This is a genomic window from Streptomyces sp. NPDC014861, from assembly GCF_043081625.1.
Taxonomy (GTDB): domain Bacteria; phylum Actinomycetota; class Actinomycetes; order Streptomycetales; family Streptomycetaceae; genus Streptomyces.
In genome coordinates, this window is record NZ_JBIBWV010000007.1 from 151,979 (window position 1) to 176,023 (window position 24,045).

Sequence of the window (24,045 nt, forward strand, 5' to 3'; positions counted from 1 at the left end):
CGGACACTCGGGGCGATGCCTGTGGACAACCTGCCGGTGCGGCCCTTCTACTCCACCCCGATGAGGAGCGGCGGGGCGCCCTCGCCCGCGTGGTACGTCACGGTGTCGACGGCCAGGTAGCCGCGGCGCACGTGGGCTTCGAGGGTGTCGGCGAGGCCGGGCGGGGTGCCGTCGGCGACGACGAGGGTGACGAGTTCGCCGCCGGCCTGGAGCATCCGGTCGAGGACGGTGCGGGCGGTGTCGGTGAGGTCCTGGCCGATCACGGCGACGTCGCCCTCGATCAGGCCGAGGACGTCGCCGGCCTGGCAGACGCCGGCGGAGGTGAAGGACTGGCGTTCGGCGACGGCGAGTTCGGCGTAGCGGGTGGCGCCGGCGGCGGCGGTCATGGCGACGACGTCCTCGTCGAAGCTGCGCCCGGGTTCGTGGACGGCGAGGGCGGCGATGCCCTGGACGGCGGCCCGGGTGGGGATGAGGGCGACCCGGATGCCCTCGGCGCGGGCGCGTTCGGCGGCGGTCGCGGCGGCGGCCCGCAGCTCGGTGTCGTTGGGCAGGAGGACCACCTCGCGCGCGTGGGCGCGGCGGACGGCGTCGAGGAGTTCGTCGCCGGCGGGCGGTTCGCCGGGCCGGGCCTGGACGGTGGTGGCGCCGGCGTCGGCGCAGAGTCCGGCGAGGCCCTCGCCGGGGAGGACGGCGACGACCGCGCGGGGGGCCCGTTCCTCGCGCGCGTGGACGGCGGTTCCGGCCGGGGCGAGGGGGGCGGGCGCGGGGGCGGCGCTCGCGAAGTGGGTGATGCGGATCCGGTGGGGGCGGCCGGCCTCGATGCCGGCCTCGACGGCGGCGCCGGGGTCGTCGGTGTGGACGTGGACGTTCCAGAGCCCGTCGCCGCCGACGACGACGAGGGAGTCGCCGAGGGCGTCGAGCCGGGCCTTGAGCAGTTCGACGGCCTCGTCGCCGGCCTCCAGGAGGTAGAGCACCTCGTGGCCGGGGCCCTCATGGCCCGGGCCCTGATCGGCGGGCGCGCAGGTCTCCCCCGTACCGGTCGGGAGGGCCCGTACCCCCGTGGGGGCCGGCGGCGGTTCCGGCGCCCGGCCGGTCACCGTCTCCACCAGCGCGCCGAGCACGGCCACCAGCCCCTGTCCGCCGGCGTCCACGACCCCCGCGCGACCGAGCACGGCCAGTTGGCCGGGGGTGGCCTCCAAGGCCGTCCTGGCCCCGTCGTAGGCCCTCCTGGCCACGTCCGGGAGGGGGCCGCCGTCCGCGCAGCCCGCCGCGGCGGCGGCCGCGACGGTGAGGATGGTGCCCTCCTCGGGGTGGGCGACGGCGGCGCGGGCGGAGGCGGCGGCGGAGGCGAGGGCGCGGGCGAGGTGGTCGCCGTCGGCGCCCTCGGCGAGCACCCCGGCCATGCCGCGGAGCAGCTGGGACAGGATGGTGCCGGAGTTGCCGCGGGCGCCGAGGAGCGCTCCGTGGGCCAGGGCCCGTACGGCCTCGGCGGTGTCGGGGGCGGAGCCGCCGGGGGCGGTGAAGACGGCCTCGACGGCGCGGTGGGCGGCGTCGGCGGTCAGGTAGAGGTTGGTGCCGGTGTCCGCGTCGGCGACCGGGTAGACGTTGATGGCGTCGATGGCGGCCCGCTCCCGTTCGAGCGCCTCGGCCGTCCGCGCGCTCCAGGCCCGTACCGTCCCGGCGTCGAGGACGAGACGCTCGTCACTCCGGACGGTGTGGTCGAAGGGCTGCGGGGCTCGCGACAACGGGGGTCCTCCTTCGGCGGTGAAGCTCACCGCAGGGTAGACCGGGGGTTCCCGGACCGGGGGGCCGGGACGGGGTCGGCCCTGACCGTGGTAGTTTCGTTCCACAGGAGCAGGCGTTGTATGCTGCTTCGGTTGCCCGGCACTCGCCGGGCCATCCCCGGCAAGCCACTTCAGACTCCTGATTCCGGTGCGCCGGATCTCACTGTAAATCTGAAGTCTTTGGAGTGACCCGTGGCTGCCAACTGCGACGTCTGCGGCAAGGGGCCGGGCTTCGGCAACAACATTTCGCACTCGCACCGCCGTACGTCTCGTCGCTGGAACCCGAACATCCAGCGTGTGCGTGCCGTGGTCGGTCGGACGCCGAAGCGGCTCAACGTCTGCACCTCGTGCATCAAGGCCGGCAAGGTCTCGCGCTAGTCGCGACGTTCTGTCGTAGCGCAGCCCCTGCGGTTGCCTTGAAAGGCCGGTTCACCTAGGTGAACCGGCCTTTCGCCGTACCCGGAATCGGGGCGGTACCGGAATCGGGGCGTACCCGGATCCTGGCGATGTCCGGATCCGGGTACGCCCCGATTCCAGGTCCGGACCCGTACCGGTACCCGGAAGTCGGGTCCGCCCCGGGCCACGGCCGATCCGCTACCCCCTGAACCGCCACCCGTGGTCCACCGGCCCGATGCCCTCGCCCAGGGCGAACCCGGAGGCGATGGCCCCGGTCACGTACTCCTTGGCCGCGCGGACGGCCTCCGGCACCGGCAGCCCCTTGGCGAGCCCCGAGGCGATCGCCGAGGCGAGCGTGCAGCCCGTGCCGTGGGTGTGCCGGTTGTCGTGGCGCGGGGCGCGCAGCCAGTGCTCCTCCTCGCCGTCGGTGAGCAGGTCCACGGCCTCCCGGCCGGTGGGCAGGTGTCCGCCCTTGATCAGCACCCAGGACGGCCCGTACGACAGGATCCCCTCGGCGGCGCGCCTCATGTCGCCCTCGTACACGACGTGCAGGTCCAGGAGCTGCGTCACCTCGTCCAGATTGGGCGTGGCGACGGTCGCGAGGGGGAGCAGCTTCGTGCGCACGGCGTCGAGCGCGGACGCGGCGAGCAGCGGGTCGCCGTGCTTGGAGACGCCGACGGGGTCGACGACCACCGGGACGCCGGGGGTTCCCGCGAGGAGTGCGGCGACGGTCTCGACGAGCGGGGCGGTGGCGAGCATGCCGGTCTTGACGGCGTGGACGCCGATGTCGTCGACGACGGCCCGGTACTGGGCGCGGACGGCCTCCTCGGGGAGTTCCCAGACGCCGTGGACGCCCCGCGAGTTCTGGGCGGTGACGGCGGTGAGCACGCTCATGCCGTGGACGCCGAGGGCGAGCATGGTCTTGAGGTCGGCCTGGATGCCCGCGCCGCCGCCGGAGTCGGATCCGGCGACGGTCAGGACGAGCGGCGGGGCGGTGCTCACTCGGTCTCCCCGAAGTGGTCCCAGCCGCCGGCGCTGTGCCAGGGGGCGCCGTCGACGGTCACCTGGGGCAGGGCGGAGGGGGCGATGACCTCGCCGATGACCTTCCAGCGGGCGGGCAGCTTCACGTCGGGCGGGAAGGTGGCCACGATGGCGTGGTCCTCGCCTCCGGTGAGCACCCACTGGAGCGGGTCGACGCCGACGGCCTGGCCGATGTCGTGCATCTGGCTGGGGATGTCGATGAGCCCGGAGCGCAGGTCGATGCGGACGTTGCTGGCCTCGGCGATGTGGCCGAGGTCGGCGATGAGGCCGTCGCTGACGTCGCACATGGCGGTGGCGCCGAGCCCGGCGGCGGCCGGACCCGCGTGGTACGGGGGTTCGGGGCGGCGGTGGGCCTCGACGAAGGCGCGCGGGGAGCGGAAGCCGCGGGAGAGGACCGCGTAGCCGGCGGCGGACCAGCCGAGCCAGCCCGTGTAGGCGACGACGTCGCCGGGTTCCGCGCCGCCCCGGGTGACCGGGTCGTGGTTGCGGAGGTCGCCGAGGGCGGTGATGGAGACCATGATCGTGTCGCCGCGCACGACGTCGCCGCCGACCACCGCCGCGCCCGCGACCTGACATTCGTCGCGCAGCCCGTCCATCAATTCGGTGGGCCAGGTGACGGGGAGTTCGGCGGGGACGACGAGGCCGAGGAGGAGCGCGGTGGGGACCGCGCCCATGGCGGCGATGTCGGCGAGGTTCTGCGCGGCGGCCTTGCGGCCGACGTCGTACGCCGTCGACCAGTCGCGGCGGAAATGCCGTCCTTCGAGCAGGATGTCCGTGCTGGCCACCACGCGCCGGTCCGGGGCGGAGACCACGGCGGCGTCGTCGCCCGGCCCGATCCGTACCGCCGGGGTGGAGGTGAGCCGGGACGTGAGCTCTCTGATGAGCCCGAACTCGCCCAGTTCTCCGACTGTGCCCTTCACCGCGTCTCACCTCGTGTCGTCGTACCGGCCGGCGGTCGGCGGAGCGTCCGCTCGCGCCGCGGGTCGCGGGCCGTCACCGTGCTGGGTACCGTCAAGTTGACCGTCAACTTCCGTCCTGTGTACGCCACACTCCGGGCGCCCCGGAAGGCGCGGGTCTCCCCGCGGCTTCCGGGGACGCGGTACCGTGGCGTCTCTTTCTCCCACAAGATCCTCGTGGCCGCCCTGGAGGTTCCGTGGTACAGGCGTACATCCTGATTCAGACCGAGGTGGGTAAGGCGTCGCTCGTCGCCGACACCATCTCCAAGATCCCGGGGGTGATCCAGGCAGAGGACGTGACCGGTCCGTACGACGTGATCGTGCGGGCGCAGGCCGACACGGTCGACGAGCTCGGCCGCATGGTGGTCGCGAAGGTCCAGCAAGTGGACGGCATCACGCGCACCCTGACCTGCCCGGTCGTCCATCTCTAGCCCCCGTCTACCCTTGGCCGGTGATGTCTTCCCACCGGCCTCTCGGCCTGCCCGCCGCGGCCGCCGTCCTGCTGCTGGCCGTCACCGGCTGCTCCGCCGACGCCCAGGCGTCCGTGCCGGTGCCCACGCCGCCCCCGGCGGAGGCGGCGCTCTGCCGAGCGCTGGCGCAGGAGCTCCCGGACACCGTGGCGGGGCGGGAGCGGAGCGATCCGTCCCCCGACTCCGAGCTGACCGCGGGGTGGGGTGACGGAGCGATCGTACTGCGCTGCGGGGTCCCCCGGCCCGAAAAGATGAGCGATCCGCAGGCGCAGGGCGTCTCCGCCGAGGGTGTGCGCTGGATGCTGGAGCAGCCCGGAGCGGGCGGCCCCCGGTTCACCTCGGTGTACCGGGAGACGTACGTCGAGGTGACGCTGGACGAGCGGTACGCGCACGACATCGGGCCGCTGGTGGATCTGGCCGGCCCGGTGGAGCGGGCGGTGCCGTGCGCCCTGGAGCCGGAATGCCGTTAGGCCCGTCCCCGGGGGGACGGGCCCAGGGGGTCAGCGCAGGCCCGTGGAGCGGGTCAGCGCGGCCTGGATCAGCCGGTCGACGAGCTCGGGGTAGCCGACGCCGCTCTCCTGCCACATGCGCGGGTACATGGAGATCGGCGTGAAGCCGGGCATGGTGTTGATCTCGTTGATGACGAAGTCGCCGTCCTCGGTGAGGAAGAAGTCGGCGCGGACCAGGCCCTCGCAGGAGACCGCGTCGTAGGCGGCGACGGCCAGGCGCTGGACCTCGGCGGTGGCCTCGTCGCCGATCGGCGCGGGGACCAGGCCGGAGGCGGAGTCGATGTACTTCGCCTCGAAGTCGTAGAAGTCGTGGTCGGTGACGGGCGGGATCTCGGCGGGCACGCTGGCGCGGGGGCCGTCCTCGAACTCCAGGACGCCGCACTCGATCTCGCGGCCGCGCAGCAGCGCCTCCACGATGATCTTCGGGTCGTGGCGGCGGGCCTCCTCGACGGCCTCGTCCAGACCGGAGAGGTCGTCGACCTTGGTGATGCCGACGGAGGAGCCGCCGCGGGCGGGCTTCACGAAGAGCGGCCAGCCGTGGTCGGCGGCGAACTCGACGATCTTCTTGCGGGCCTCGGCCGGGTTGCGGTCCCACTCGCGCGGCCGGATCACCTCGTACGGGCCGACGGGCAGGCCGTAGGAGACGAAGACCCGCTTCATGTACTCCTTGTCCTGGCCGACGGCGGAGGCGAGGACGCCCGCGCCGACGTAGGGGATGCCGGAGAGCTCCAGGAGGCCCTGGAGGGTGCCGTCCTCGCCGTAGGGGCCGTGCAGCATCGGGAAGACGACGTCGACCTCGCCGAGGGCCTGCGGCAGGGAGCCGGGCTCGTGCAGGACGACCTCGCGGCTGGCGGGGTCGACCGGGAGGACCACGCCGCCGGTCGCCGACTCGGCGAGCTGGTCGACGTCCGGCAGGGCGCGCTCGGCGATCGCCATCCGCTCGGGGGCGTCGGCGGTCAGCGCCCAGCGCCCCTCCCGGGTGATGCCGATGGGAAGCACGTCGTACTTGGTCCGGTCGATCGCCTTGAGGACGGCGCCGGCGGTGACGACGGAGATGGCGTGCTCCGAGCTGCGTCCGCCGAAGACGACGGCCACGCGCGGCTTGCGGGGGCTCTGGGTGTTCTCGCTCATATCGCGTTGAGCGTACCTTGCGGTGTCCGAACTCCTGAGCGCCCCGCTGGCGGCCTCCCGCGTCCGGCTCAGCGGCCTCCCGCGTCCGGCTCAGCGGTCTCCGGGGCTCGGCGGCGCCCCGGCCCGGCGGCCTCCGGGGCTCAGCGGCGCTCGGGCTTGGCGCTGCGCGACATCAGCTCCTTGAGCGCGACCGTCGGCGGCTTGCCGTCGTGGACGATGGAGACGACGGTCTCCGTGATCGGCATGTCGACGCCGTGCCGGCGGGCCAGATCGAGCACGGACTCGCAGGACTTGACGCCCTCGGCGGTCTGCTTGGTGGCCTCGACGGCCTCCTGGAGGGTCATCCCGCGGCCCAGGTTGGTGCCGAAGGTGTTGTTCCGGGAGAGCGGCGAGGAGCAGGTGGCGACGAGGTCGCCGAGGCCCGCGAGACCGGAGAAGGTGAGTGGGTCGGCGCCCATGGCGAGGCCGAGGCGGGTGGTCTCGGCGAGGCCGCGGGTGATGAGCGTGGCCTTGGAGTTGTCGCCGAGTCCCATGCCGTTGGCGATGCCGACGGCGAGGCCGATGACGTTCTTCACGGCGCCGCCGAGTTCACAGCCGACGACGTCGGTGTTGGTGTACGGGCGGAAGTACGGGGTCATGCAGGCGGTCTGGAGCCGCTGGGCGACCGACTCGTCGACGCAGGCGGCGACGGCGGCGGCGGGCTGCCGGGCGGCGATCTCGCGGGCCAGGTTGGGGCCGGTGAGGACGGCCACGCGCTCGGCGGGGACGTCGGCGACCTCGGTGATGACCTCGCTCATCCGCTTGGCGGTGCCGAGTTCGATGCCCTTCATGAGGGAGACGAGCACGGTGTCGGGGCCCAGCTTCGGCGCCCAGGCGGCGAGGTTCTCGCGCAGCGTCTGGGAGGGGATGACGAGGACGGCGAAGTCGGCTCCCTCGGCGGCCTCGGCCGCGTCCGCGGTGGCCGTGATGCCCTTGGGGAGTTCGACGCCGGGCAGGTAGTCCGGGTTGGTACGGGTGGTGTTGACGGTCTCGGCGAGGGCCGGGCGGCGGCCCCAGAGGCTCACCTCGCAGCCGGCGTCGGCCATCACCATGGCGAAGGCGGTGCCCCAGGATCCGTTGCCGAAGACGGCGGCCTTGGTCATTTGGCGCCTCCCTCGGCGGCCTTGCGGCGCTGCTCCAGGCGGGCGCGGCGGGGGTCGTACGGCTCGGCGGGGGCCTGCTCGCCGCGGATCTCCTCCAGGAGGGCGGTGATGGCGCTCATGATCGTCTCGGTGGCCTCGCGCAGCACCTCGGGGGTGGGCTCCAGACCGTCGAAGCGGGAGAGGTCGACGGGCGGGCCGGCCTGCACGATCAGCGTCTTGCGCGGGAAGAGGCTGAACTTGTCCGTCTTGGCGTACGGCGGCATCACGAGGTTGGCGCCCCACTGGGCCACCGGGATGACGGGCGCCTTGGTCAGCAGCGCCACACGGGCGGCGCCGGTCTTGCCGGGCATGGGCCACATGTCGGGGTCCCGGGTGAGGGTGCCCTCGGGGTAGAAGGCGACGCACTCGCCGCGCTCGATGGCGTCCACGGCGGCGCGGAAGGCGTCGAGGGCGTTCGTGGTCTCGCGGTAGACGGGGATCTGGCCGGTGTTGCGGAGCATCGTGCCGACGAATCCGGCCTTGAAGAGGCCGGCCTTGGCGAGGAAGCGGGGCACGCGGCCGGTGTTGTACTGGTAGTGCGCGTAGGACAGCGGGTCCAGGTACGAGTTGTGGTTGACCGCGGTGATGAAGCCGCCGTCGGCCGGGATGTGCTCCGTGCCGCGCCAGTCCCGCTTGAACAGAACCACCAGGGGGGGTTTGGCGATGACCGCCGCGAGGCGGTACCAGAAGCCGATTCTGCGGCGGGGCACTCGGGGCACCTTTCTCCGGGATGTGCGGGGACTTGCCGGGTCTGGCCGGCAGGGGGGTCAAGTGTCGCCCCGTGGTCCTGCTCTGTCGAGGACACGGTACGCCCCGGGGGCGGGGCCGTACCGCCGGGGCGGGACAGAATGGGCCGCGATGAACACGGATGCGGACGACGGCTGGTCCCTGGTCGTACCCCTGAAACCCCTGGCCCTGGCGAAGAGCCGGCTCGCCGCGGCGGCCGGGGAGCGGCTGCGCCCGCGGCTGGCCCTGGCCTTCGCCGAGGACACCGTGGCGGCGGCGCTGGAGTGCCCGGAGGTCCGGGACGTGGTGGTGGTCACGGACGATCCGGCGGCGGGCCGGGCGCTGGCGGCGCTGGGGGCCAGGGTCGTGCCGGACTCCCCGGCGGCGGGGCTCAACGCGGCGCTGGCGCACGGGGCCCGGGCGATACGGGAGCGGCGGCCGCACGCGCGCGTGGCGGCGCTGAACGCGGACCTGCCGGCGCTGCGCCCGGTGGAGCTGGGGCGGGTGCTCGCGGCGGCCCGGCAATTCCCGAGGGCATTTCTCGCGGATGCCGCCGAAATAGGTACGACATTCCTCTCGGCGGCACCGGGGGTGGAATTGGAACCGGCTTTCGGAGGACCGTCGAGGCTGAGGCATTTGTCGTCGGGGGCGGTGGAAATCCGGCTGGCGGGGGTGGATTCCGTGCGCCGGGACGTGGACACCGGGGAGGACCTGGAGGCCGCGGGTTCGCTGGGGCTCGGCCCGCGGACGGCGGCCCGGCGGCCGGCACCGGCCGGATAGGGTGCGGTGCATGCAGGCGACCGCGTTCACGTACGACCCCGACACCCGCAGCGGCAGCGTGCTGCTCGACGACGGCACCCCCGTGGAGTTCGGTCCCGAGGCCTTCGACGCGGGCGGGCTGCGGCTGCTGCGGCCGGGTCAGCGGGTGCGGATCGAGGCCGAGCCGGGCGAGCCGGGCGCGGGCCCGCGGATCACCCTGGTGACGCTGCAGACCTTCTGAACCGCTCCCCCGGCCCGTCGTGCGCACGGCCCTGACGTGCGCCCGGAACCGAGGCGGGTCCGGCTCCCCCTCGTACGGCCCCGGGCCGCGCGGACGCGCCGCGGGCCGGGCTCCCTCGCGGGGAGCCCGGCCCGGCGGACGTGCGGGGACCGTCCTACTTCTTGGCGGCGGCCTTCTTGGCCGTGGCGGTCTTGCGCGCCGTGGTCTTCTTGGCGGGCGCCTTCTTCGCCGTGACCTTCTTGGCCGGGGCCGTCTTCTTGGCGGTGGCCTTCTTGGCGGTGGTGGCCGTGGTGGCCTTCTTCGCGGCGGCGGTGGCGGTCTTCTTGGCGGCCGCAGTCGTCTTCTTGGTGGCGGCGGAGGTCTTCTTCGCGGCCGCGGTGGTGGTCTTCTTGGCCGGAGTGGCCTTCTTCGCGGCGGCGGCCGTGGTCTTCTTGGCCGGCGTGGCCTTCTTGGCGGCGGCCTTCTTGGCCGTGGTGGCCTTCTTCGCCGCGGCCTTCTTCACGGTGGCGGAGGAGCCGCCGGTCAGGCTGCCCTTGGGGGCCTTCTTGACGGAGACCTCGCCGCCCTTGGGGAGCTTCTTCGAGCCGCTGACCAGGTCCTTGAAGCCCTGGCCTGCGCGGAAACGCGGAACCGAGGTCTTCTTGACCCGCACGCGCTCGCCCGTCTGGGGGTTGCGGGCGTAGCGGGCCGGGCGGTCGACCTTCTCGAACGAGCCGAACCCGGTGACCGAGACCCGGTCGCCGGACACCACGGCGCGCACGATGGCGTCGAGCACGTGGTCGACGGCTTCGGCGGCCTGCTGGCGACCGCCCAACTTGTCGGCAATCGCTTCTACGAGCTGCGCCTTGTTCACGTCTTCCCCTTCGGAGACTTTGCCGGAACGAAACTGTTCTAGCGTTTTCGCACGTTAGGCATGTATATACCGCAAATCAAACACGAAACGGCCTTATCACCCTTGTGCCGCAACGCGGAAGTGCCGTTGCGGAGTTCCTGGTGTCAGTCGTCTTCAGGGAATCGGCCCTCGTCGAGGTCCTTCATCAACCGGTCCAGACGCGTTGCCGCGTCCGCGAGATCGTGCTTCGCCGCGGCCGTGACGACCAGCAGCTTCCGGGACAGCGCCATCCTTACGCCCTCCGGGACTTGCAGTGCGCGCACTCGGGAGTGCGCTTCCTTCAATCGGGCGGCGACTGCCTCGTAGAGCTCGAGTTGGCTGTCGCGTTCCATGCACCGATTGTGCCATCTAGGGCGAGTTGTCGCCCGACAGGGTCTCAACAAGCGACTGCGCCCCCCACCGGAGGGTGGGGGGCGCAGTCTTGGAAAAGCGCTGCTCAGGCCGTAATTGTACGGGGCTTGAAGGACGGTCGCTCCGCCTCGTAGGCCGCGATGTCGGCTTCGTTCTGAAGGGTGAGGCTGATGTCGTCCAGGCCGTTCAGGAGCCGCCAGCGGGCGTTCTCGTCGAGCTCGAAGTCGGCGTCGATCCCGTCCGCCAGGACCTTGCGGGCCTCCAGGTCGACGGTGATCTCGGCGGTGGGGTCGGCCTCGGTCAGCTGCCAGAGGGCGTCGACCGTCTCCTGGGGCAGGACGACCGTCAGCAGACCGTTCTTCAGGGAGTTGCCGCGGAAGATGTCGGCGAAGCGGGCGGAGATCACGGTCTTGAAGCCGTAGTTCTGGAGCGCCCAGACGGCGTGCTCCCGGGAGGAGCCGGTGCCGAAGTCGGGGCCGGCCACCAGGACCGTGGCGCCCTGCCGCTCGGGGCGGTTGAGGATGAACTCGGAGTCCTTGCGCCAGGCCTCGAAGAGGCCGTCCTCGAAGCCGTCGCGGGTGACCTTCTTCAGCCAGTGCGCCGGGATGATCTGGTCGGTGTCGACGTTGCTGCGGCGCAGCGGGACGGCCCGGCCGGTGTGCGTGGTGAAAGCTTCCATGGTTCCTCAGACCCCCGCGGTGGTGACGGCGTCGGACAGGTCGGCCGGGGAGGCCAGATGGCCCAGGACGGCGGTGGCGGCGGCGACCTGGGGGGAGACCAGGTGGGTGCGGCCGCCCTTGCCCTGCCGGCCCTCGAAGTTGCGGTTGGAGGTGGACGCGGAGCGCTCACCGGGGGCCAGCTGGTCGGGGTTCATGCCCAGGCACATGGAGCAGCCCGCGTGCCGCCATTCGGCGCCGGCCTCCTTGAAGACCTTGTCCAGGCCCTCCTCGACGGCCTGCAGGGCGACCCGGACGGAGCCGGGGACGACCAGCATGCGGACGCCGTCGGCGACCTGGCGGCCCTCCAGGAGGGAGGCGGCGTTGCGCAGGTCCTCGATGCGGCCGTTGGTGCAGGAGCCTACGAAGACGGTGTCGACCTTGATGTCGCGCAGCGGCTGGCCGGCGGTCAACCCCATGTACTCCAGGGCCTTTTCGGCGGCGAGGCGCTCCGAGGGGTCTTCGTACGAAGCCGGGTCGGGGACGTTCGCCGAAAGCGGCGCGCCCTGGCCGGGGTTGGTGCCCCAGGTGACGAACGGCGCCAGCGCGGCGGCCTCGATGACGACCTCGGCATCGAAGACGGCGTCCTCGTCGGACCGCAGCGTCTTCCAGTAGGAGACGGCGGCGTCCCAGTCCTCGCCCTCGGGGGCGTGCGGACGGCCCTTGAGGTAGGCGAAGGTGGTCTCGTCGGGGGCGATCATGCCCGCGCGGGCGCCGGCCTCGATGGACATGTTGCAGATGGTCATGCGGGCCTCCATCGAGAGCTTCTCGATGGCGGAGCCCCGGTACTCCAGGACGTAGCCCTGGCCGCCGCCGGTGCCGATCCGCGCGATGATCGCGAGGATGAGGTCCTTGGCGGTCACGTCGGCGGGCAGCTCGCCGTCGACGGTGATGGCCATGGTCTTCGGGCGGGCCATGGGCAGCGTCTGGGTGGCCAGGACGTGCTCGACCTGGCTGGTGCCGATGCCGAACGCCAGGCCGCCGAAGGCGCCGTGCGTGGAGGTGTGGGAGTCGCCGCAGACCACGGTCATGCCGGGCTGGGTCAGGCCCAGCTGCGGTCCCACGACGTGGACGACGCCCTGCTCGACGTCGCCGAGCGGGTGGAGCCGGACACCGAACTCGGCGCAGTTCTTGCGCAGGGTCTCCAGCTGGGCGCGGGAGACCGGGTCGGCGATCGGCTTGTCGATGTCGAGCGTGGGGGTGTTGTGGTCCTCGGTGGCGAGGGTGAGGTCGAGGCGCCGCACCTGCCGGCCGTTCTGCCGGAGGCCGTCGAAGGCCTGGGGGCTGGTCACCTCGTGCAGCAGGTGAAGATCGATGAAGAGGAGGTCGGGCTCGCCCTCGGCGCGCCGGACGACGTGGTCGTCCCAGACCTTCTCCGCGAGTGTCCTACCCATCGCTTTCCCTCCGGCCGGCGGCTGCGCCGACACCACTAGAGACCGTTGTGCGGGCCGTTGTGCGGCCGCCTCACCAGAGTGACAAGTTCCTCGGGAAATTGAACTTGCGTTTCACAGAGTGAGACGCGAATATCGTTGCATGGACAACTCTAGCGGCGTAGGCGTTCTCGACAAGGCAGCCCTTGTCCTGAGCGCCCTGGAGTCCGGTCCGGCCACCCTCGCAGGACTGGTCGCGGCGACGGGACTCGCACGACCCACGGCCCACCGACTGGCCGTGGCATTGGAACACCACCGGATGGTGGCCCGCGACATGCAGGGCCGCTTCATCCTGGGCCCGCGCCTCGCGGAGCTCGCGGCGGCGGCCGGTGAGGACCGCCTCCTCGCGACGGCCGGGCCGGTGCTGACGCATCTGCGCGACGTCACCGGGGAGAGCGCGCAGCTCTACCGGCGCCAGGGCGACATGCGGATCTGCGTGGCGGCGGCCGAGCGGCTGTCCGGTCTGCGGGACACGGTCCCGGTGGGCTCGACGCTGACCATGAAGGCCGGCTCGTCGGCGCAGATCCTGATGGCCTGGGAGGAGCCCGAGCGGCTGCACCGCGGTCTCCAGGGCGCCCGTTTCACGGCGACGGCCCTGTCGGGCGTACGGCGCCGCGGCTGGGCCCAGTCGATCGGCGAGCGGGAGCCGGGCGTCGCGTCCGTCTCCGCGCCCGTGAGGGGCCCTTCGAACCGCGTGGTGGCCGCCGTGTCGGTTTCGGGTCCGATCGAGCGCCTGACGCGCCACCCGGGCCGTATGCACGCCCAGGCGGTCATCGACGCCGCGGCCCGGCTCTCCGAGGCGCTCCGCCGCAACGGCTGACCCTTCTCCTCTGTTCACCTGTACGTTCCCGGCCCACCGCTCCAACGCCGCAGCGGTGGGCCGGAGTTGTGTCCGGACACGGGTCGGGTCAGGGCAACAGCGAAGAAGCCCTCCCCCGAAGGGAAGGGCTTCTCATCTCGCGTACCCCCGACCGGATTCGAACCGGCGCTACCGCCTTGAGAGGGCGGCGTGCTAGGCCGCTACACAACGGGGGCTTTGGATCGTGCGAGCGTCTCCGCCGCAGATCCGAGCTGGTCTACCTGGACTCGAACCAAGACTAACTGAACCAGAATCAGTCGTGCTGCCAATTACACCATAGACCAATACGTGGTTAGACCAGCGTCGTACCCCCGACCGGATTCGAACCGGCGCTACCGCCTTGAGAGGGCGGCGTGCTAGGCCGCTACACAACGGGGGCCCTAGCGATCCTGCATCGGGTCCACCTGGGCGCTACCCAAGTGATCCCGCGGGAAGGATCTGTACCCCCGACCGGATTCGAACCGGCGCTACCGCCTTGAGAGGGCGGCGTGCTAGGCCGCTACACAACGGGGGCTTTGTGGATGCCATCCACGGTTGCAGATGAGCTCTGCGAGCTGGCCTACCTGGACTCGAACCAAGACTAACTGAACCAGAATCAGTCGTGCTGCCAATTACACCATAGGCCACCGGGGCAACTTCCCCGCGAGGGGGATCTTGCTCGGCTTGCGCTTTCCGGGTTCTTGCCTTTCGGCTTGCTCCCCTCGGCGCAGGAAGAACATTACCCGAAGGTGGACGGTGCTCCAAAACGGGTATCCCCGCGGAGCAGCGGAGGGAGCTGGTGCAGGTCGGTGATGCGGTGCAGGCCGGGCCGGTCGCCGCTGTCGGCGCGATCCAGCCAGATGCCGCGGAGCCCCGCCTCCTGGGCGCCGAGGGCGTCGATGTCGGGCAGGTCCCCCACGTAGGCCACCTCCCGCGGGGCGAGGCCGAGGGCGTCGCAGGCGGCGTGGAAGGCCTCGGCGGCCGGCTTGGCGCTGCCCAGCTCGGCGGCGCACAGGACGGACTCGAAGCGGTCGCGGACGCCGAGGGCCCGCAGCTTGGGCTCCTGGGCGTGGATGCTGGAGTTCGACAGGACGGCCTGCCGGTACTCCGGGGCGAGCAGGTCGAGGACGGGCAGGGCGTCGGGGAAGAGCTCCCAGGCGGCCTCGTAGTGGGTCACGTACCGGCCGAACCAGGCGTCGGTCTCGGGGTCGGTCATGGCCGGGCGCTCCAGAAAGTCGCGGACGCGCCGGCGCCGCTGGTCCTGCCAGCTGCCCGCGGGCCTCTCCTCGTAGCGCCGCCAGTGCAGCTCGGTGAGCTCCTTCCAGTGGCGCAGGGCGTCCTCGACGGAGCCGTGCAGTCCGGACAGGCCCTCGGCGGCGAGGTGGGCGCGCATCCCGGCGCGGTCGGCGCTCGCGTAGTCGAAGATCGTGTCGTCCACGTCCCAGAGGACGGCGCGGATGCTCATGGGATCGACGGTACGCCGCCGGGGCCCCGGAGGGGCGGGGTTCTCACCCGCTCCCGGTGAACCGGAAGGGGCGGAGGCCGGCGGCGGAGCAGGCGGCCTCGCCGTCGGCGTCGCGGCCGACCCTGGGGGGCGGGTACGACGACGGGGGCGGCGGCCGGAGGGAACTCCGGCCGCCGCCCCCGTCCCGTGCGGCGGGTGGCGCCTACGCGGCGAGCTTCGCCAGGGCCGCGTCGACGCGGGCCAGGGTCTTCTCCTTGCCCAGGATCTCCAGGGACTCGAAGAGGGGGAGGCCGACGGTGCGGCCGGTGACGGCGACGCGGACCGGGGCCTGCGCCTTGCCGAGCTTGAGGCCGTGGGCCTCGCCGGCGGCCAGGACGGCGTTCTTGAGGGACTCCGGGTCGCTCCAGTCGGCGGCGTCGAGCTTCTCGCGGGCGGTGGTGAGGAGGGCCGCGGGCTCGCCCTTCATCGCCTTGTCCCAGGAGGGCTGGTCGAGGACCGGCTCGGGCAGGAAGAGGAAGTCGACGTTGGCCGTGATCTCGGAGAGCACGGTCAGCCGGGTCTGGGCGTGCGGGGCGATCCGCTCCCAGGCCGCGCGGTCGAAGTCCTCGGCGGCCCAGGGGGCGTGCGGGGCCTGGAGCCAGGGCTCGCAGGCCTCGGTGAACGCCTTCACGTCCAGCATGCGGATGTGGTCCGCGTTGATGGACTCGGCCTTCTTGAGGTCGAAGCGGGCCGGGTTGGCGTTGACGTCGGCGATGTCGAACTTCGCCACCATCTCGGGGATGGTGAAGATGTCCTGGTCGGCCGAGAAGGACCAGCCGAGCAGCGACAGGTAGTTCAGCAGGCCCTCGGGGAGGAAGCCGCGCTCCCGGTAGAGGTTGAGGGAGGCCTGCGGGTCGCGCTTGGAGAGCTTCTTGTTGCCCTCGCCCATCACGTACGGCAGGTGGCCGAAGGCGGGGATCTCCTTGGCGACGCCCAGCTCGATCAGCGCCTTGTAGAGCGCGATCTGGCGCGGGGTGGAGGAGAGCAGGTCCTCGCCGCGCAGGACGTGGGTGATCTCCATGAGCGCGTCGTCGACCGGGTTGACCAGGGTGTAGAGCGGGGCGCCGTTGGCCCGGAGGATGCCGTAGTCCGGCACGTTCTCCGGGGTGAAGGTGAGCTCGCCGCGGACCAGGTCGGTGAAGGTGATGGCCTCGTCGGGCATCCGGAAGCGCACGATCGGCTCGCGGCCCTCGGCCTCGTACTGCGCGACCTGCCCGTCCGACAGCTCCCGGCAGTGGCCGTCGTAGCCGGAGGGCTTCCCGGCGGCGCGGGCGGCCTCGCGGCGCTCGTCCAGCTCGGCGGTGGTGCAGTAGCAGCGGTACGCGTGTCCGCCGGCGAGCAGCTTGTCGGCGACGTCCTTGTAGATGTCCATCCGCTGCGACTGGCGGTACGGGGCGTGCGGGCCGCCGACCTCGGGGCCCTCGTCCCAGTCGAGGCCCAGCCACTTGAGCGAGTCGAGCAGCTGCTCGTAGGACTCCTCGGAGTCGCGGGCCGCGTCGGTGTCCTCGATGCGGAAGACCATGGTGCCCTGGTTGTGCCGGGCGAACGCCCAGTTGAAGAGGGCGGTGCGGACCAGGCCCACGTGGGGGTTGCCGGTCGGGGACGGACAGAAACGGACGCGGAGGTTCGCGTTAGCCACGCTTGATCACCCTGTTGGTGAGAGTGCCGATGCCTTCGATGGTGACGGCGACCTCGTCGCCGACGGTGAGGGGGCCGACCCCGGCGGGGGTGCCGGTGAGGATGACGTCGCCCGGGAGCAGCGTCATGGCCTCGGTGATGTGGACGACCAGGTCCTCGATGGAGCGGATCATGTCGCTCGTCCGACCGAGCTGGCGTTGCTCGCCGTTGACCGTGGCCTGGACGGCGAGGTCGCTCGGGTCGAGGTCGGTCTCCACCCAGGGGCCCAGCGGGCAGCTCGTGTCGAAGCCCTTGGCACGGGCCCACTGGACCTCGCGCTTCTGGACGTCGCGGGCGGTCACGTCGTTGGCGCAGGTGTAGCCGAAGATCACGTCCTTGACGCGCTCCCGGGGCACCTCGCGGCACATGCGGCCGATCACCACGGCCAGTTCGGCCTCGTGGTGCAGCTCGCTGGAGAAGGAGGGGTACTCGATGGCGTCGCCGGGGCCGATGACGGAGGTGGTCGGCTTGAAGAAGGCGACCGGGACCTCGGGGACCTCGTTGCCGAGCTCCTTGGCGTGCTCCGCGTAGTTGCGGCCGATGGCCACGACCTTGTTGGGGAGCACCGGCGGCAGGAGCCGTACCTTGCTCAGCGGGACCTTGGTGCCGCTGAGCTCGAAGTCGGTGTACGGGATGCCCTTGATGATGTCGAGGACGAGGCCGCCGGACTCGACCGGCCCCTCGCCCTCGACCGCGCCGAAGGCGACATTGCCGTCGATGGAGAATCTGGCGATGCGCACGAGTGCTGTCGCCCCTCACTTGGTACTGGCTGGAGTCTGACGCTCCAGGCTAACGCGGCGCGGGGCGGCCTACCGGCGGATATCGCCGGTGGCGGGCGTGCTGAGGGGGCGGATCAGGCCTCGGCGAGGTAGGCCGGCACGTAGGGGGCGGGGGCCTGCATGAGGACGGTGCGGCGCGGGTTGGCCGTGGCGCCGGGCAGCTCGGTCGCGTACTCGGGGGAGGCGCCGCGGCCGAGGGCGGCGGCGTCCGCGAGGTGGGCGAGGGTGGAGCGGCGCGGGTTGGCCGTGGTGGCGGGGGTGGGTGCAGTCATCGCGCTGGCAGTCCTTGTTCCGGGACGGGCGCCCGTGCGGGCGCGAAGAATGGTGTAAAGCGTCAGGCTAAATCAAGGCGTTCCCTTCGAATGCATGGCGGAGACATCCATTCCCGTGTGAGTTTGCTCACCAACGGGTGGATATACCGCTCATTACGGACACGCATGTCAAGTCACGGAAAGGGACATTCTGCCACTGAACCCTCCATTCCGCTCCTGATCATCGCGACTGGGACACTCGGGGACCCCGGGATATTGGAGGGGAAAAGTCCGAAACCTCCGTGATCATCTTCTACACGGGGTGACGCGATGCGTACGGTTGGTCATCCCCCGCGCGGTACAGACCGCAGCCCTTGTTGGAGTTCCGGCACTGTGCTGGAATTCCGGCACCGCCGCGGGTTCGACGCCGGCACGCAGGGGGCGCAACGCAGCGCCGGCCGAGTGGCGGGAAAGGGGGATCTGCGCCGGTCACCGACGACCACCCGGGGCGCGCACACGCGTCCCATCGACGCCGACACCGTCCGCTCCGGTTCCGACCGGAAAGGGCGCCTGGTCCAGAGGTTGCGACGCTAGTGCAGGGACGTTTCAAGAGGGATGGCGCGGGCTCCGCCCCGGCCCGCAAGGGTCGCGCGGAGGCTCCGTCGGAGCAGGAACCGCGTGCCGGGGCCGATCGCGGTCCCGCGGCCCCGCACCCCACCCAGCAGGCGCCCGGAGCGGGCGGCCGGGGCAGGAAGCAGGGCAAGGCCGCGCGCCCGAACGGCGAGTCCGGTGACGGTCCCGCACGCGGCGCGGGCCCGTCCGCCACGCCCGGCGAACAGGGTGCGAACGCGGCCTCGCGCGGGGAGAAGGGCACCACGCCCGCCACCCCCGAGAACTCCACCGGCCCCCGAATAGCCCTCCGCAACTGGCGCATCTCCACCCGCCTCGTGGCCCTGCTGACCCTCCCCGTGGTCGCGGCCACCAGCCTCGGCGGCATCCGCATCAACGAGTCGCTCCAGGACATGCAGCAGCTCGACCACATGCAGCTGCTGACCAAGCTGACCCGTGAGGCGACCGCGCTCGCGCAGACGCTCCAGGCCGAGCGCGACCTCTCCGCGGGTCCGCTCGCCAACGGCCGTCCGGTCAGCGACTACCAGATCGCCAACCCGCGCCGCCGCACCGACCGCCAGTACGACGCCTTCCTCGACGCCACCCGGGCCATCCCGAACAGCGAGGACGACGAGGCGCTCCAGAGCATCCGCTCCAACGTCGGCATCATCGCCGGACAGGTCCTCGACCTGCACAACATCCGGACCACCGCCTACAAGGACGGCGTCCAGCAGTCGGTGACCGTCGAGGCGTACAGCCGTCTCATCCGCTCGCTGCTCAGCCTCTCCCAGGACATGGCGCAGGCGACCAGCAACCCCGAGATGATCAAGCGGACCCGCGCGCTCGCCGCGTTCTCGTCCGCCAAGGAGTACGCCTCCATCCAGCAGGCGATCATCGCGGGCGCCCTGCCGGCCAGCGACAAGGCCAGAGGCGAGATCCAGCCCGGCGACCGCCTCTACGGCGAGGCCGCGCTCAGCGGCGAGAACAACGCCTTCAAGTCCTTCACCTCGATCTACGAGGCGACCGGCGGCGACGCCACCGACCTCACCGAGTCGCTGCACTCCGGCAACCCCACCATCGTGGACGCCGAGAAGTACGCGGAGCGCGTGCTCAAGTCCGACGACACCATGCGGAGCGGCGCGCCGCGTGGTTACCTCAACTTCACCGACGAGTACGAGACCAAGATCGCGGCCATGGGCCGCATCGAGAACGAGCTCCTCGGCGACATGGAGACGATGGCCCGTGAGCTGCGGCAGGAGTCGCAGCGCGAGGCCATCATCAACGGTGCGCTGATCCTGCTCGTCCTCGGCGTCTCGCTCGTCGGCGCCTTCGTCGTGGCCCGCTCCATGATCCGCTCGCTGCGCCGGCTCCAGGACACCGCCACCAAGGTCGCCCAGGAACGCCTGCCCGAGCTGGTCAAGCAGCTCTCCGAGTCCGACCCGCAGGACGTCGACACCTCCGTCGAGTCCGTCGGTGTCCACTCCCGGGACGAGATCGGCCAGGTGGCCGCGGCCTTCGACGACGTGCACCGCGAGGCGGTCCGGCTCGCCGCCGAGCAGGCCCTCCTCCGGGGCAACGTCAACGCGATGTTCACCAACCTCTCGCGCCGTTCGCAGGGCCTCATCCAGCGTCAGCTCTCGCTCATCTCCGAGCTGGAGTCCCGCGAGGCCGACCCGGACCAGCTGTCCTCCCTCTTCAAGCTCGACCACCTCGCGACCCGTATGCGCCGGAACGGCGAGAACCTCCTCGTCCTCGCCGGCGAGGAGCCGGGCCGCCGCTGGACCCGCCCGGTCCCGCTGGTCGACGTGCTCCGCGCCGCCGCCTCCGAGGTGGAGCAGTACGAGCGCATCGAGCTGGCCGCGGTCCCGGCGACCGACGTCGCCGGCCGGGTCGTCAACGACCTCGTGCACCTCCTCGCCGAGCTGCTGGAGAACGCCACCTCGTTCTCCTCCCCGCAGACCAAGGTCCGGGTCACCGGCCACGCGCTGCCCGACGGGCGGGTGCTGGTCGAGATCCACGACACCGGCATCGGCCTCTCCCCCGAGGACCTCGCGGCGATCAACGAGCGGCTCGCCTCGCCGCCCACCGTGGACGTCTCCGTCTCCCGCCGCATGGGCCTCTTCGTGGTCGGCCGCCTGTCCCTGCGACACGGCATCCGCATCCAGCTGCGTCCGTCCGACTCGGGCGGCACCACGGCGCTCGTCATGCTCCCGGTCGACGTCGCCCAGGGCGGCCGCAAGCCGGCCCCCAAGACCGGCCCCGGCTCCCAGGGCGCGGCCCCGCAGGGCGGCAACGCCCCCGGCGGGCGTCTCCCCGGCGGCCCCGGCGCGCCCGGTGGTCCGGGTGCCGGTGGTCCCGGTGCCGGACGTCCGGGTCTCGGCGGTCCCCCGGCTCCGGCCGGCCGCCTCGGCACCGGTCCCGGCGCCTCGCGTCCCCAGGTCGGTGCCGCGGGCGCCCCGCGCACCGCGCTGCCCGCCCGGGACGGCGCGCCGCAGGCCCCGGCTCCCCAGCAGCCCCGTCAGCCGCAGCCGGCCGACGCCCAGCTGGAGCAGACCGGTCGGCTCCCGCAGCTCCCGCAGCCTCCGCAGCCCGGCCCGGGTGCCGGTCTCATCGGCGGCGCGGCCAGCGCCATCCCGTCCCGCACCGACGTGTGGGGCGGCCGTCCGCAGAACCAGCAGGCCCCGCAGCAGCCCCAGGCCCCGCAGCAGCAGGACCCGCTGGGCGCGCCCGACGGCTTCCCGCGCGCCGAGCTGCCCGGCGGGAACCCCCAGCCGCAGCGCCCGCAGGGCGCGAGCTGGGGCAGCGACCCGGCCCAGCAGCCGGTGCGCCGTCCGCAGCAGGACATGACGCCGCTGGACGCCCCGCGCGGCCACGACGACGCGGAGACCACCGGTTCCTTCGCCGCGCCCGGCGCGCCGCAGGGTCCGGGTTCGACGGGCCAGTTCCCGCGCCCCGACTTCGGTGCGCCGCAGGCACCCCAGCAGCCCCAGGCCCCGCAGGCGCCCCAGGCCCCGCAGTACCAGGCCCCGCAGTACCAGGACCCGGCGTCCACCGCGCAGTTCGCGCGTCCGGACTACGACGCGCCCCTGGCCCCGCAGGGCCCCGGCTCCACCGGCCAGTTCCCGCGCCCCGACTTCGGTGCGCCGCAGGCACCGCAGCAGCCGCAGGCCCCGCAGGCGCCCCAGGCCCCGCAGTACCAGGGCGGCCCGTCGTACGGCAGCCAGCCCTACGTACCGCAGGCGCAGCAGCCTCCGGCCCCGCGCCGGCGCACCGGCAACGAGTTCCCGCCTCAGATGCCTCAGGCGCCCCAGGGCTCCCCGATGCCGCAGGCGCCCCAGCGGCCCGTGCCGCCTCAGGGGCCGCAGCCCGTCGCGCCGCAGGGCCAGGCTCCCGAGCCGCGGCAGCCGCAGCTCGGCCGGCCGCGTCGTCCGGAGGCCCTGCCGCCGGCGCCGGCTCCCGGCGACGGACGCACCCCGCTGTACGACAACCTGGAGACCAACTGGTTCCACCAGGACCAGGGTCAGCAGCAGGCTCCGGCCCAGCCGGTCCAGCCGCAGCAGGGGACGCCCGCGGTCGAGCAGACCATGCAGACCCCGGTCGTGCAGCAGCCCGCTCCGGCGGGTCCGCAGCCGGCCGGCGACGGGCGGCCGGGCTCGGCCTCGTGGCGGCCCTCGCCCAACGATGATCTGGTGCGCCAGGCCGAGCGGGCGCGCAAGCCCTCCGCCGGCGGGGTCACCACCTCCGGTCTTCCGCGCCGTGTGCCGAAGGCCAACCTCGTACCCGGGACCGCACAGGAGCAGGCCCACACGGCCGGCCCCCAGGTCTCGCGTGCACCCGACGACGTCCGCGGCCGGCTCACCAATCTGCGCCGCGGGATCCAGCAGGGCCGACAGGCGGGCAACTCGACCACGGGTAGCTTCCACCTCGGTCCGAACCACCAGCAGGAGCGATAGTTGAGCGCGATGAGCCAGGCGGCGCAGAATCTGAACTGGTTGATCACCAACTTCGTGGACAACACCCCTGGGGTGTCCCACACGGTGGTGGTCTCCGCCGACGGCCTTCTGCTGGCCATGTCCGAAGGATTCCCCCGCGATCGTGCCGACCAGCTGGCGGCGGTCGCGTCCGGGCTCACCTCGCTGACCGCGGGCGCCTCCCGGATCTTCGAGGGCGGTCCCGTGGCACAGACCGTGGTGGAGATGGAGCGCGGCTTCCTCTTCCTCATGTCGGTCTCGGACGGCTCCTCGCTGGCCGTGCTCGCGCACCCGGAGTGCGACATCGGCCTCGTCGGCTACGAGATGGCGCTGCTGGTCGACCGGGCCGGCAGCGTGCTCACCCCGGATCTCCGCGCGGAGCTCCAGGGCAGCCTGCTGCACTAGCGGCCCCCACCCGCCCGCAGCACCTGCCCCCTCGACGGGGCGGTACGCCCCCCAACTCGTACCGCCCCCGGCACCGTTCATCGTCCGGCCGCCCCATCCGGCCCCCCACCGGCCCCATCAGACGGCAGAGGTCTTGCCGTCACGCCCGGAGGATTCATGACCCCGCCCCCCGCCACTCACGATCCGTACGACGATCCGTACGGTCATGAGGGCGACCAGCCGCTGGTCCGTCCGTACGCGATGACCGGCGGCCGGACCCGGCCGCGCTACCAGCTCGCCATCGAGGCGCTGGTCAGCACCACGGCCGACCCGGCACACCTCGCCACGCTCCTCCCCGAGCACCAGCGCATCTGCCACCTGTGCCGTGAGGTCAAGTCGGTGGCCGAGGTGTCCGCCCTGCTGTCGATGCCGCTCGGTGTCGCCCGGATCCTCGTGGCCGACCTGGCCGAGGCGGGCATGGTGGCGATCCACCAGCCGGGCAACGGAGAAGCCGGCGGCACGCCGGACGTGACACTGCTCGAAAGGGTGCTCAGTGGACTTCGCAAGCTCTAACGGCGGCGCGGCCAGATCGACCACCAGCGCGAAGATCGTGGTGGCCGGTGGCTTCGGCGTGGGCAAGACCACGTTCGTGGGCGCCGTCTCGGAGATCAATCCGCTGCGTACCGAGGCCGTGATGACGGCGGCCTCCGCCGGGATCGACGATCTGACGCACACCGGAGGCAAGACCACCACCACGGTGGCGATGGACTTCGGCCGTATCACGCTGGACCAGGACCTGATCCTGTACCTGTTCGGCACCCCCGGCCAGGACCGCTTCTGGTTCATGTGGGACGACCTGGTCCGCGGCGCCATCGGCGCCGTCGTCCTCGTCGACACCCGCCGCCTCGCCGACTGCTTCCCCGCGGTCGACTACTTCGAGAACAGCGGCCTGCCGTTCGTCATCGCCCTCAACGGCTTCGACGGCGCCCAGCCGTACACCCCGGACGAGGTCCGCGAGGCACTGCAGATCGGGCCCGACACCCCCATCATCACCACCGACGCCCGCCACCGCGCGGACGCCAAGAGCGCGCTCATCACCCTCGTCGAGCACGCCCTGATGGCCCGTCTCAAGTAAGGTCCTCACCAGCGCAGTTGTCATATGCCGCCGGACCGGGGCGGCCGGAGTCGATCTGTGGCCTTCGACACGGCCGACCCGGGCTTCATAACATTTCGACAGAGAATTCGGGCGCCCCGGACACCCGACGCATCCGATCGGTGTCGCTGCGCTCACCTGAGCCCCGCCATTTGGCGGGGCTCGCTCTTTATGCCCGTTTTATGTGAGGCGTGGACCACTGAAAGCGCCCGCGTCCCACTGTTTGGAACGGACCCCCATCACGTGCTGCAATTCATGAACTCCCGAGTAGTACGGCCCTGAACGAAACACCGGCA

At 72.2% G+C, this 24,045-nt stretch carries 24 protein-coding genes and 5 tRNA genes; 10 read left to right on the forward strand and 19 right to left on the reverse strand.

The window, feature by feature from the left end; all coding sequences use genetic code 11:
- Window positions 1-47: 47 nt before the first annotated feature.
- Complete coding sequence (locus tag ACF1BN_RS17040; protein WP_392332416.1) at window positions 48-1,745, reverse strand: DAK2 domain-containing protein; 1,698 nt, start codon at window positions 1,743-1,745, stop codon at window positions 48-50.
- A 231-nt stretch (window positions 1,746-1,976) separates the two neighbouring features.
- Between ACF1BN_RS17040 and rpmB the strand changes: the two genes are divergently transcribed.
- Window positions 1,977-2,162 (forward strand): 50S ribosomal protein L28, encoded by a 186-nt coding sequence (rpmB, locus tag ACF1BN_RS17045; protein WP_003957616.1) that lies wholly within the window; start codon window positions 1,977-1,979, stop codon window positions 2,160-2,162.
- 216 nt (window positions 2,163-2,378) lie between these two features.
- Here rpmB and thiD read toward each other — a convergent pair whose 3' ends face one another.
- Window positions 2,379-3,182 carry a bifunctional hydroxymethylpyrimidine kinase/phosphomethylpyrimidine kinase gene (thiD, locus tag ACF1BN_RS17050; RefSeq protein WP_392332417.1) on the reverse strand — a complete coding sequence of 268 codons (804 nt, stop codon included), beginning with the start codon at window positions 3,180-3,182 and terminating at the stop codon, window positions 2,379-2,381.
- Window positions 3,179-4,141, reverse strand: coding sequence for a thiamine-phosphate kinase (locus tag ACF1BN_RS17055; protein ID WP_189848093.1), 963 nt, complete (start codon window positions 4,139-4,141; stop codon window positions 3,179-3,181). Before ACF1BN_RS17055 ends, thiD begins: the two co-directional genes overlap by 4 nt.
- Window positions 4,142-4,374: 233 nt before the next feature.
- On the opposite strand from ACF1BN_RS17055, the gene ACF1BN_RS17060 reads away from it, so the two are divergent.
- Together ACF1BN_RS17060 and ACF1BN_RS17065 are read left to right on the forward strand one after the other, a co-directional pair.
- Entirely contained in the window at window positions 4,375-4,608 is a 234-nt protein-coding gene (locus ACF1BN_RS17060) for an Lrp/AsnC ligand binding domain-containing protein (RefSeq protein ID WP_169086459.1), read from the forward strand.
- A gap of 23 nt (window positions 4,609-4,631) precedes the next feature.
- Window positions 4,632-5,117, forward strand: a complete 486-nt coding sequence (locus tag ACF1BN_RS17065; protein ID WP_392332594.1) for a DUF3515 domain-containing protein — start codon at window positions 4,632-4,634, stop codon at window positions 5,115-5,117.
- Between the two features lie 30 nt (window positions 5,118-5,147).
- Here the strand turns inward: ACF1BN_RS17065 and ACF1BN_RS17070 are convergent, their stop codons facing one another.
- From ACF1BN_RS17070 to ACF1BN_RS17080, 3 genes are all read right to left on the reverse strand, one after another.
- Window positions 5,148-6,287, reverse strand: a complete 1,140-nt coding sequence (locus ACF1BN_RS17070; protein WP_392332418.1) for a D-alanine--D-alanine ligase family protein — start codon at window positions 6,285-6,287, stop codon at window positions 5,148-5,150.
- A gap of 140 nt (window positions 6,288-6,427) precedes the next feature.
- Window positions 6,428-7,429: an NAD(P)H-dependent glycerol-3-phosphate dehydrogenase gene (locus tag ACF1BN_RS17075; RefSeq protein WP_392332419.1), complete on the reverse strand. Its 1,002-nt coding sequence runs from the start codon at window positions 7,427-7,429 to the stop codon at window positions 6,428-6,430.
- The gene (locus tag ACF1BN_RS17080) at window positions 7,426-8,178 is read right to left on the reverse strand and encodes a lysophospholipid acyltransferase family protein (protein ID WP_392332420.1); all 753 of its coding nucleotides are present in this window, start codon (window positions 8,176-8,178) and stop codon (window positions 7,426-7,428) included. The genes ACF1BN_RS17075 and ACF1BN_RS17080 overlap by 4 nt, the downstream gene beginning before the upstream one ends.
- Before the next feature lie 148 nt (window positions 8,179-8,326).
- Here ACF1BN_RS17080 and cofC point away from each other — a divergent pair, with 148 nt between their 5' ends.
- Both cofC and ACF1BN_RS17090 read left to right on the forward strand, forming a co-directional pair.
- Entirely contained in the window at window positions 8,327-8,974 is a 648-nt protein-coding gene (cofC, locus tag ACF1BN_RS17085; protein ID WP_392332421.1) for a 2-phospho-L-lactate guanylyltransferase, read from the forward strand.
- A gap of 10 nt (window positions 8,975-8,984) precedes the next feature.
- Window positions 8,985-9,194, forward strand: coding sequence for a hypothetical protein (locus ACF1BN_RS17090; RefSeq protein ID WP_392332422.1), 210 nt, complete (start codon window positions 8,985-8,987; stop codon window positions 9,192-9,194).
- Window positions 9,195-9,348: 154 nt separating this feature from the next.
- Here the strand turns inward: ACF1BN_RS17090 and ACF1BN_RS17095 are convergent, their stop codons facing one another.
- From ACF1BN_RS17095 to leuC, 4 genes are all read right to left on the reverse strand, one after another.
- On the reverse strand, window positions 9,349-10,047 hold the full coding sequence (locus tag ACF1BN_RS17095) for an HU family DNA-binding protein (RefSeq protein WP_392332423.1): 699 nt from the start codon (window positions 10,045-10,047) through the stop codon (window positions 9,349-9,351).
- A gap of 143 nt (window positions 10,048-10,190) precedes the next feature.
- Window positions 10,191-10,418: a hypothetical protein gene (locus ACF1BN_RS17100; protein WP_030496950.1), complete on the reverse strand. Its 228-nt coding sequence runs from the start codon at window positions 10,416-10,418 to the stop codon at window positions 10,191-10,193.
- Between the two features lie 104 nt (window positions 10,419-10,522).
- Window positions 10,523-11,116 (reverse strand): 3-isopropylmalate dehydratase small subunit, encoded by a 594-nt coding sequence (gene leuD, locus ACF1BN_RS17105; RefSeq protein WP_392332424.1) that lies wholly within the window; start codon window positions 11,114-11,116, stop codon window positions 10,523-10,525.
- 6 nt (window positions 11,117-11,122) lie between these two features.
- A complete protein-coding gene (leuC, locus tag ACF1BN_RS17110; protein ID WP_392332425.1) occupies window positions 11,123-12,547 on the reverse strand; it encodes a 3-isopropylmalate dehydratase large subunit in 1,425 nt (474 codons plus the stop codon).
- 139 nt (window positions 12,548-12,686) lie between these two features.
- On the opposite strand from leuC, the gene ndgR reads away from it, so the two are divergent.
- Entirely contained in the window at window positions 12,687-13,403 is a 717-nt protein-coding gene (ndgR, locus tag ACF1BN_RS17115) for an IclR family transcriptional regulator NdgR (RefSeq protein ID WP_005311436.1), read from the forward strand.
- 142 nt (window positions 13,404-13,545) lie between these two features.
- Here ndgR and ACF1BN_RS17120 read toward each other — a convergent pair.
- The 9 genes from ACF1BN_RS17120 to ACF1BN_RS17160 form a co-directional block, all read right to left on the reverse strand.
- A tRNA-Glu gene (locus tag ACF1BN_RS17120) sits at window positions 13,546-13,618 on the reverse strand.
- Between the two features lie 36 nt (window positions 13,619-13,654).
- Window positions 13,655-13,726 (reverse strand) — tRNA-Gln (locus ACF1BN_RS17125).
- 22 nt (window positions 13,727-13,748) lie between these two features.
- Window positions 13,749-13,821 (reverse strand) — tRNA-Glu (locus tag ACF1BN_RS17130).
- 62 nt (window positions 13,822-13,883) lie between these two features.
- A tRNA-Glu gene (locus ACF1BN_RS17135) sits at window positions 13,884-13,956 on the reverse strand.
- A gap of 40 nt (window positions 13,957-13,996) precedes the next feature.
- A tRNA-Gln gene (locus ACF1BN_RS17140) sits at window positions 13,997-14,068 on the reverse strand.
- Window positions 14,069-14,160: 92 nt separating this feature from the next.
- A complete protein-coding gene (locus ACF1BN_RS17145) occupies window positions 14,161-14,886 on the reverse strand; it encodes an HAD family hydrolase (RefSeq protein ID WP_392332426.1) in 726 nt (241 codons plus the stop codon).
- A gap of 202 nt (window positions 14,887-15,088) precedes the next feature.
- The gene (gene gltX / locus ACF1BN_RS17150) at window positions 15,089-16,564 is read right to left on the reverse strand and encodes a glutamate--tRNA ligase (RefSeq protein ID WP_392332427.1); all 1,476 of its coding nucleotides are present in this window, start codon (window positions 16,562-16,564) and stop codon (window positions 15,089-15,091) included.
- Complete coding sequence (locus ACF1BN_RS17155; protein WP_392332428.1) at window positions 16,557-17,342, reverse strand: fumarylacetoacetate hydrolase family protein; 786 nt, start codon at window positions 17,340-17,342, stop codon at window positions 16,557-16,559. The genes gltX and ACF1BN_RS17155 overlap by 8 nt, the downstream gene beginning before the upstream one ends.
- A 113-nt stretch (window positions 17,343-17,455) precedes the next feature.
- Window positions 17,456-17,653, reverse strand: coding sequence for a hypothetical protein (locus ACF1BN_RS17160; protein WP_392332429.1), 198 nt, complete (start codon window positions 17,651-17,653; stop codon window positions 17,456-17,458).
- A gap of 572 nt (window positions 17,654-18,225) precedes the next feature.
- Between ACF1BN_RS17160 and ACF1BN_RS17165 the strand changes: the two genes are divergently transcribed.
- The 4 genes from ACF1BN_RS17165 to ACF1BN_RS17180 all read left to right on the forward strand — a co-directional run bounded on the left by ACF1BN_RS17165 (window position 18,226) and on the right by ACF1BN_RS17180 (window position 23,731).
- A complete protein-coding gene (locus ACF1BN_RS17165; RefSeq protein WP_392332430.1) occupies window positions 18,226-22,194 on the forward strand; it encodes a nitrate- and nitrite sensing domain-containing protein in 3,969 nt (1,322 codons plus the stop codon).
- Window positions 22,195-22,203: 9 nt separating this feature from the next.
- Window positions 22,204-22,617, forward strand: a complete 414-nt coding sequence (locus ACF1BN_RS17170; protein WP_030496942.1) for a roadblock/LC7 domain-containing protein — start codon at window positions 22,204-22,206, stop codon at window positions 22,615-22,617.
- Between the two features lie 156 nt (window positions 22,618-22,773).
- Window positions 22,774-23,169 carry a DUF742 domain-containing protein gene (locus ACF1BN_RS17175; RefSeq protein WP_392332431.1) on the forward strand — a complete coding sequence of 132 codons (396 nt, stop codon included), beginning with the start codon at window positions 22,774-22,776 and terminating at the stop codon, window positions 23,167-23,169.
- Window positions 23,150-23,731: an ATP/GTP-binding protein gene (locus ACF1BN_RS17180; RefSeq protein WP_346170988.1), complete on the forward strand. Its 582-nt coding sequence runs from the start codon at window positions 23,150-23,152 to the stop codon at window positions 23,729-23,731. Before ACF1BN_RS17175 ends, ACF1BN_RS17180 begins: the two co-directional genes overlap by 20 nt.
- Window positions 23,732-24,045: the final 314 nt, after the last annotated feature.

Excerpts from the sequence above, each read along its gene's own strand:
- cofC (WP_392332421.1), top strand. The coding sequence starts at position 8,327 with ATGAACACGGATGCGGACGACGGCTGGTCCCTGGTCGTACCCCTGAAA.
- ACF1BN_RS17070 (WP_392332418.1), bottom strand. The coding sequence starts at position 6,287 with ATGAGCGAGAACACCCAGAGCCCCCGCAAGCCGCGCGTGGCCGTCGTC.
- leuD (WP_392332424.1), bottom strand. The coding sequence starts at position 11,116 with ATGGAAGCTTTCACCACGCACACCGGCCGGGCCGTCCCGCTGCGCCGC.
- ACF1BN_RS17160 (WP_392332429.1), bottom strand. The coding sequence starts at position 17,653 with ATGACTGCACCCACCCCCGCCACCACGGCCAACCCGCGCCGCTCCACC.
- ACF1BN_RS17175 (WP_392332431.1), top strand. The coding sequence starts at position 22,774 with ATGACCCCGCCCCCCGCCACTCACGATCCGTACGACGATCCGTACGGT.
- leuC (WP_392332425.1), bottom strand. The coding sequence starts at position 12,547 with ATGGGTAGGACACTCGCGGAGAAGGTCTGGGACGACCACGTCGTCCGG.
- ACF1BN_RS17145 (WP_392332426.1), bottom strand. The coding sequence starts at position 14,886 with ATGAGCATCCGCGCCGTCCTCTGGGACGTGGACGACACGATCTTCGAC.
- ndgR (WP_005311436.1), top strand. The coding sequence starts at position 12,687 with ATGGACAACTCTAGCGGCGTAGGCGTTCTCGACAAGGCAGCCCTTGTC.
- ACF1BN_RS17075 (WP_392332419.1), bottom strand. The coding sequence starts at position 7,429 with ATGACCAAGGCCGCCGTCTTCGGCAACGGATCCTGGGGCACCGCCTTC.
- ACF1BN_RS17170 (WP_030496942.1), top strand. The coding sequence starts at position 22,204 with ATGAGCCAGGCGGCGCAGAATCTGAACTGGTTGATCACCAACTTCGTG.
- ACF1BN_RS17065 (WP_392332594.1), top strand. The coding sequence starts at position 4,632 with ATGTCTTCCCACCGGCCTCTCGGCCTGCCCGCCGCGGCCGCCGTCCTG.
- ACF1BN_RS17100 (WP_030496950.1), bottom strand. The coding sequence starts at position 10,418 with ATGGAACGCGACAGCCAACTCGAGCTCTACGAGGCAGTCGCCGCCCGA.
- ACF1BN_RS17090 (WP_392332422.1), top strand. The coding sequence starts at position 8,985 with ATGCAGGCGACCGCGTTCACGTACGACCCCGACACCCGCAGCGGCAGC.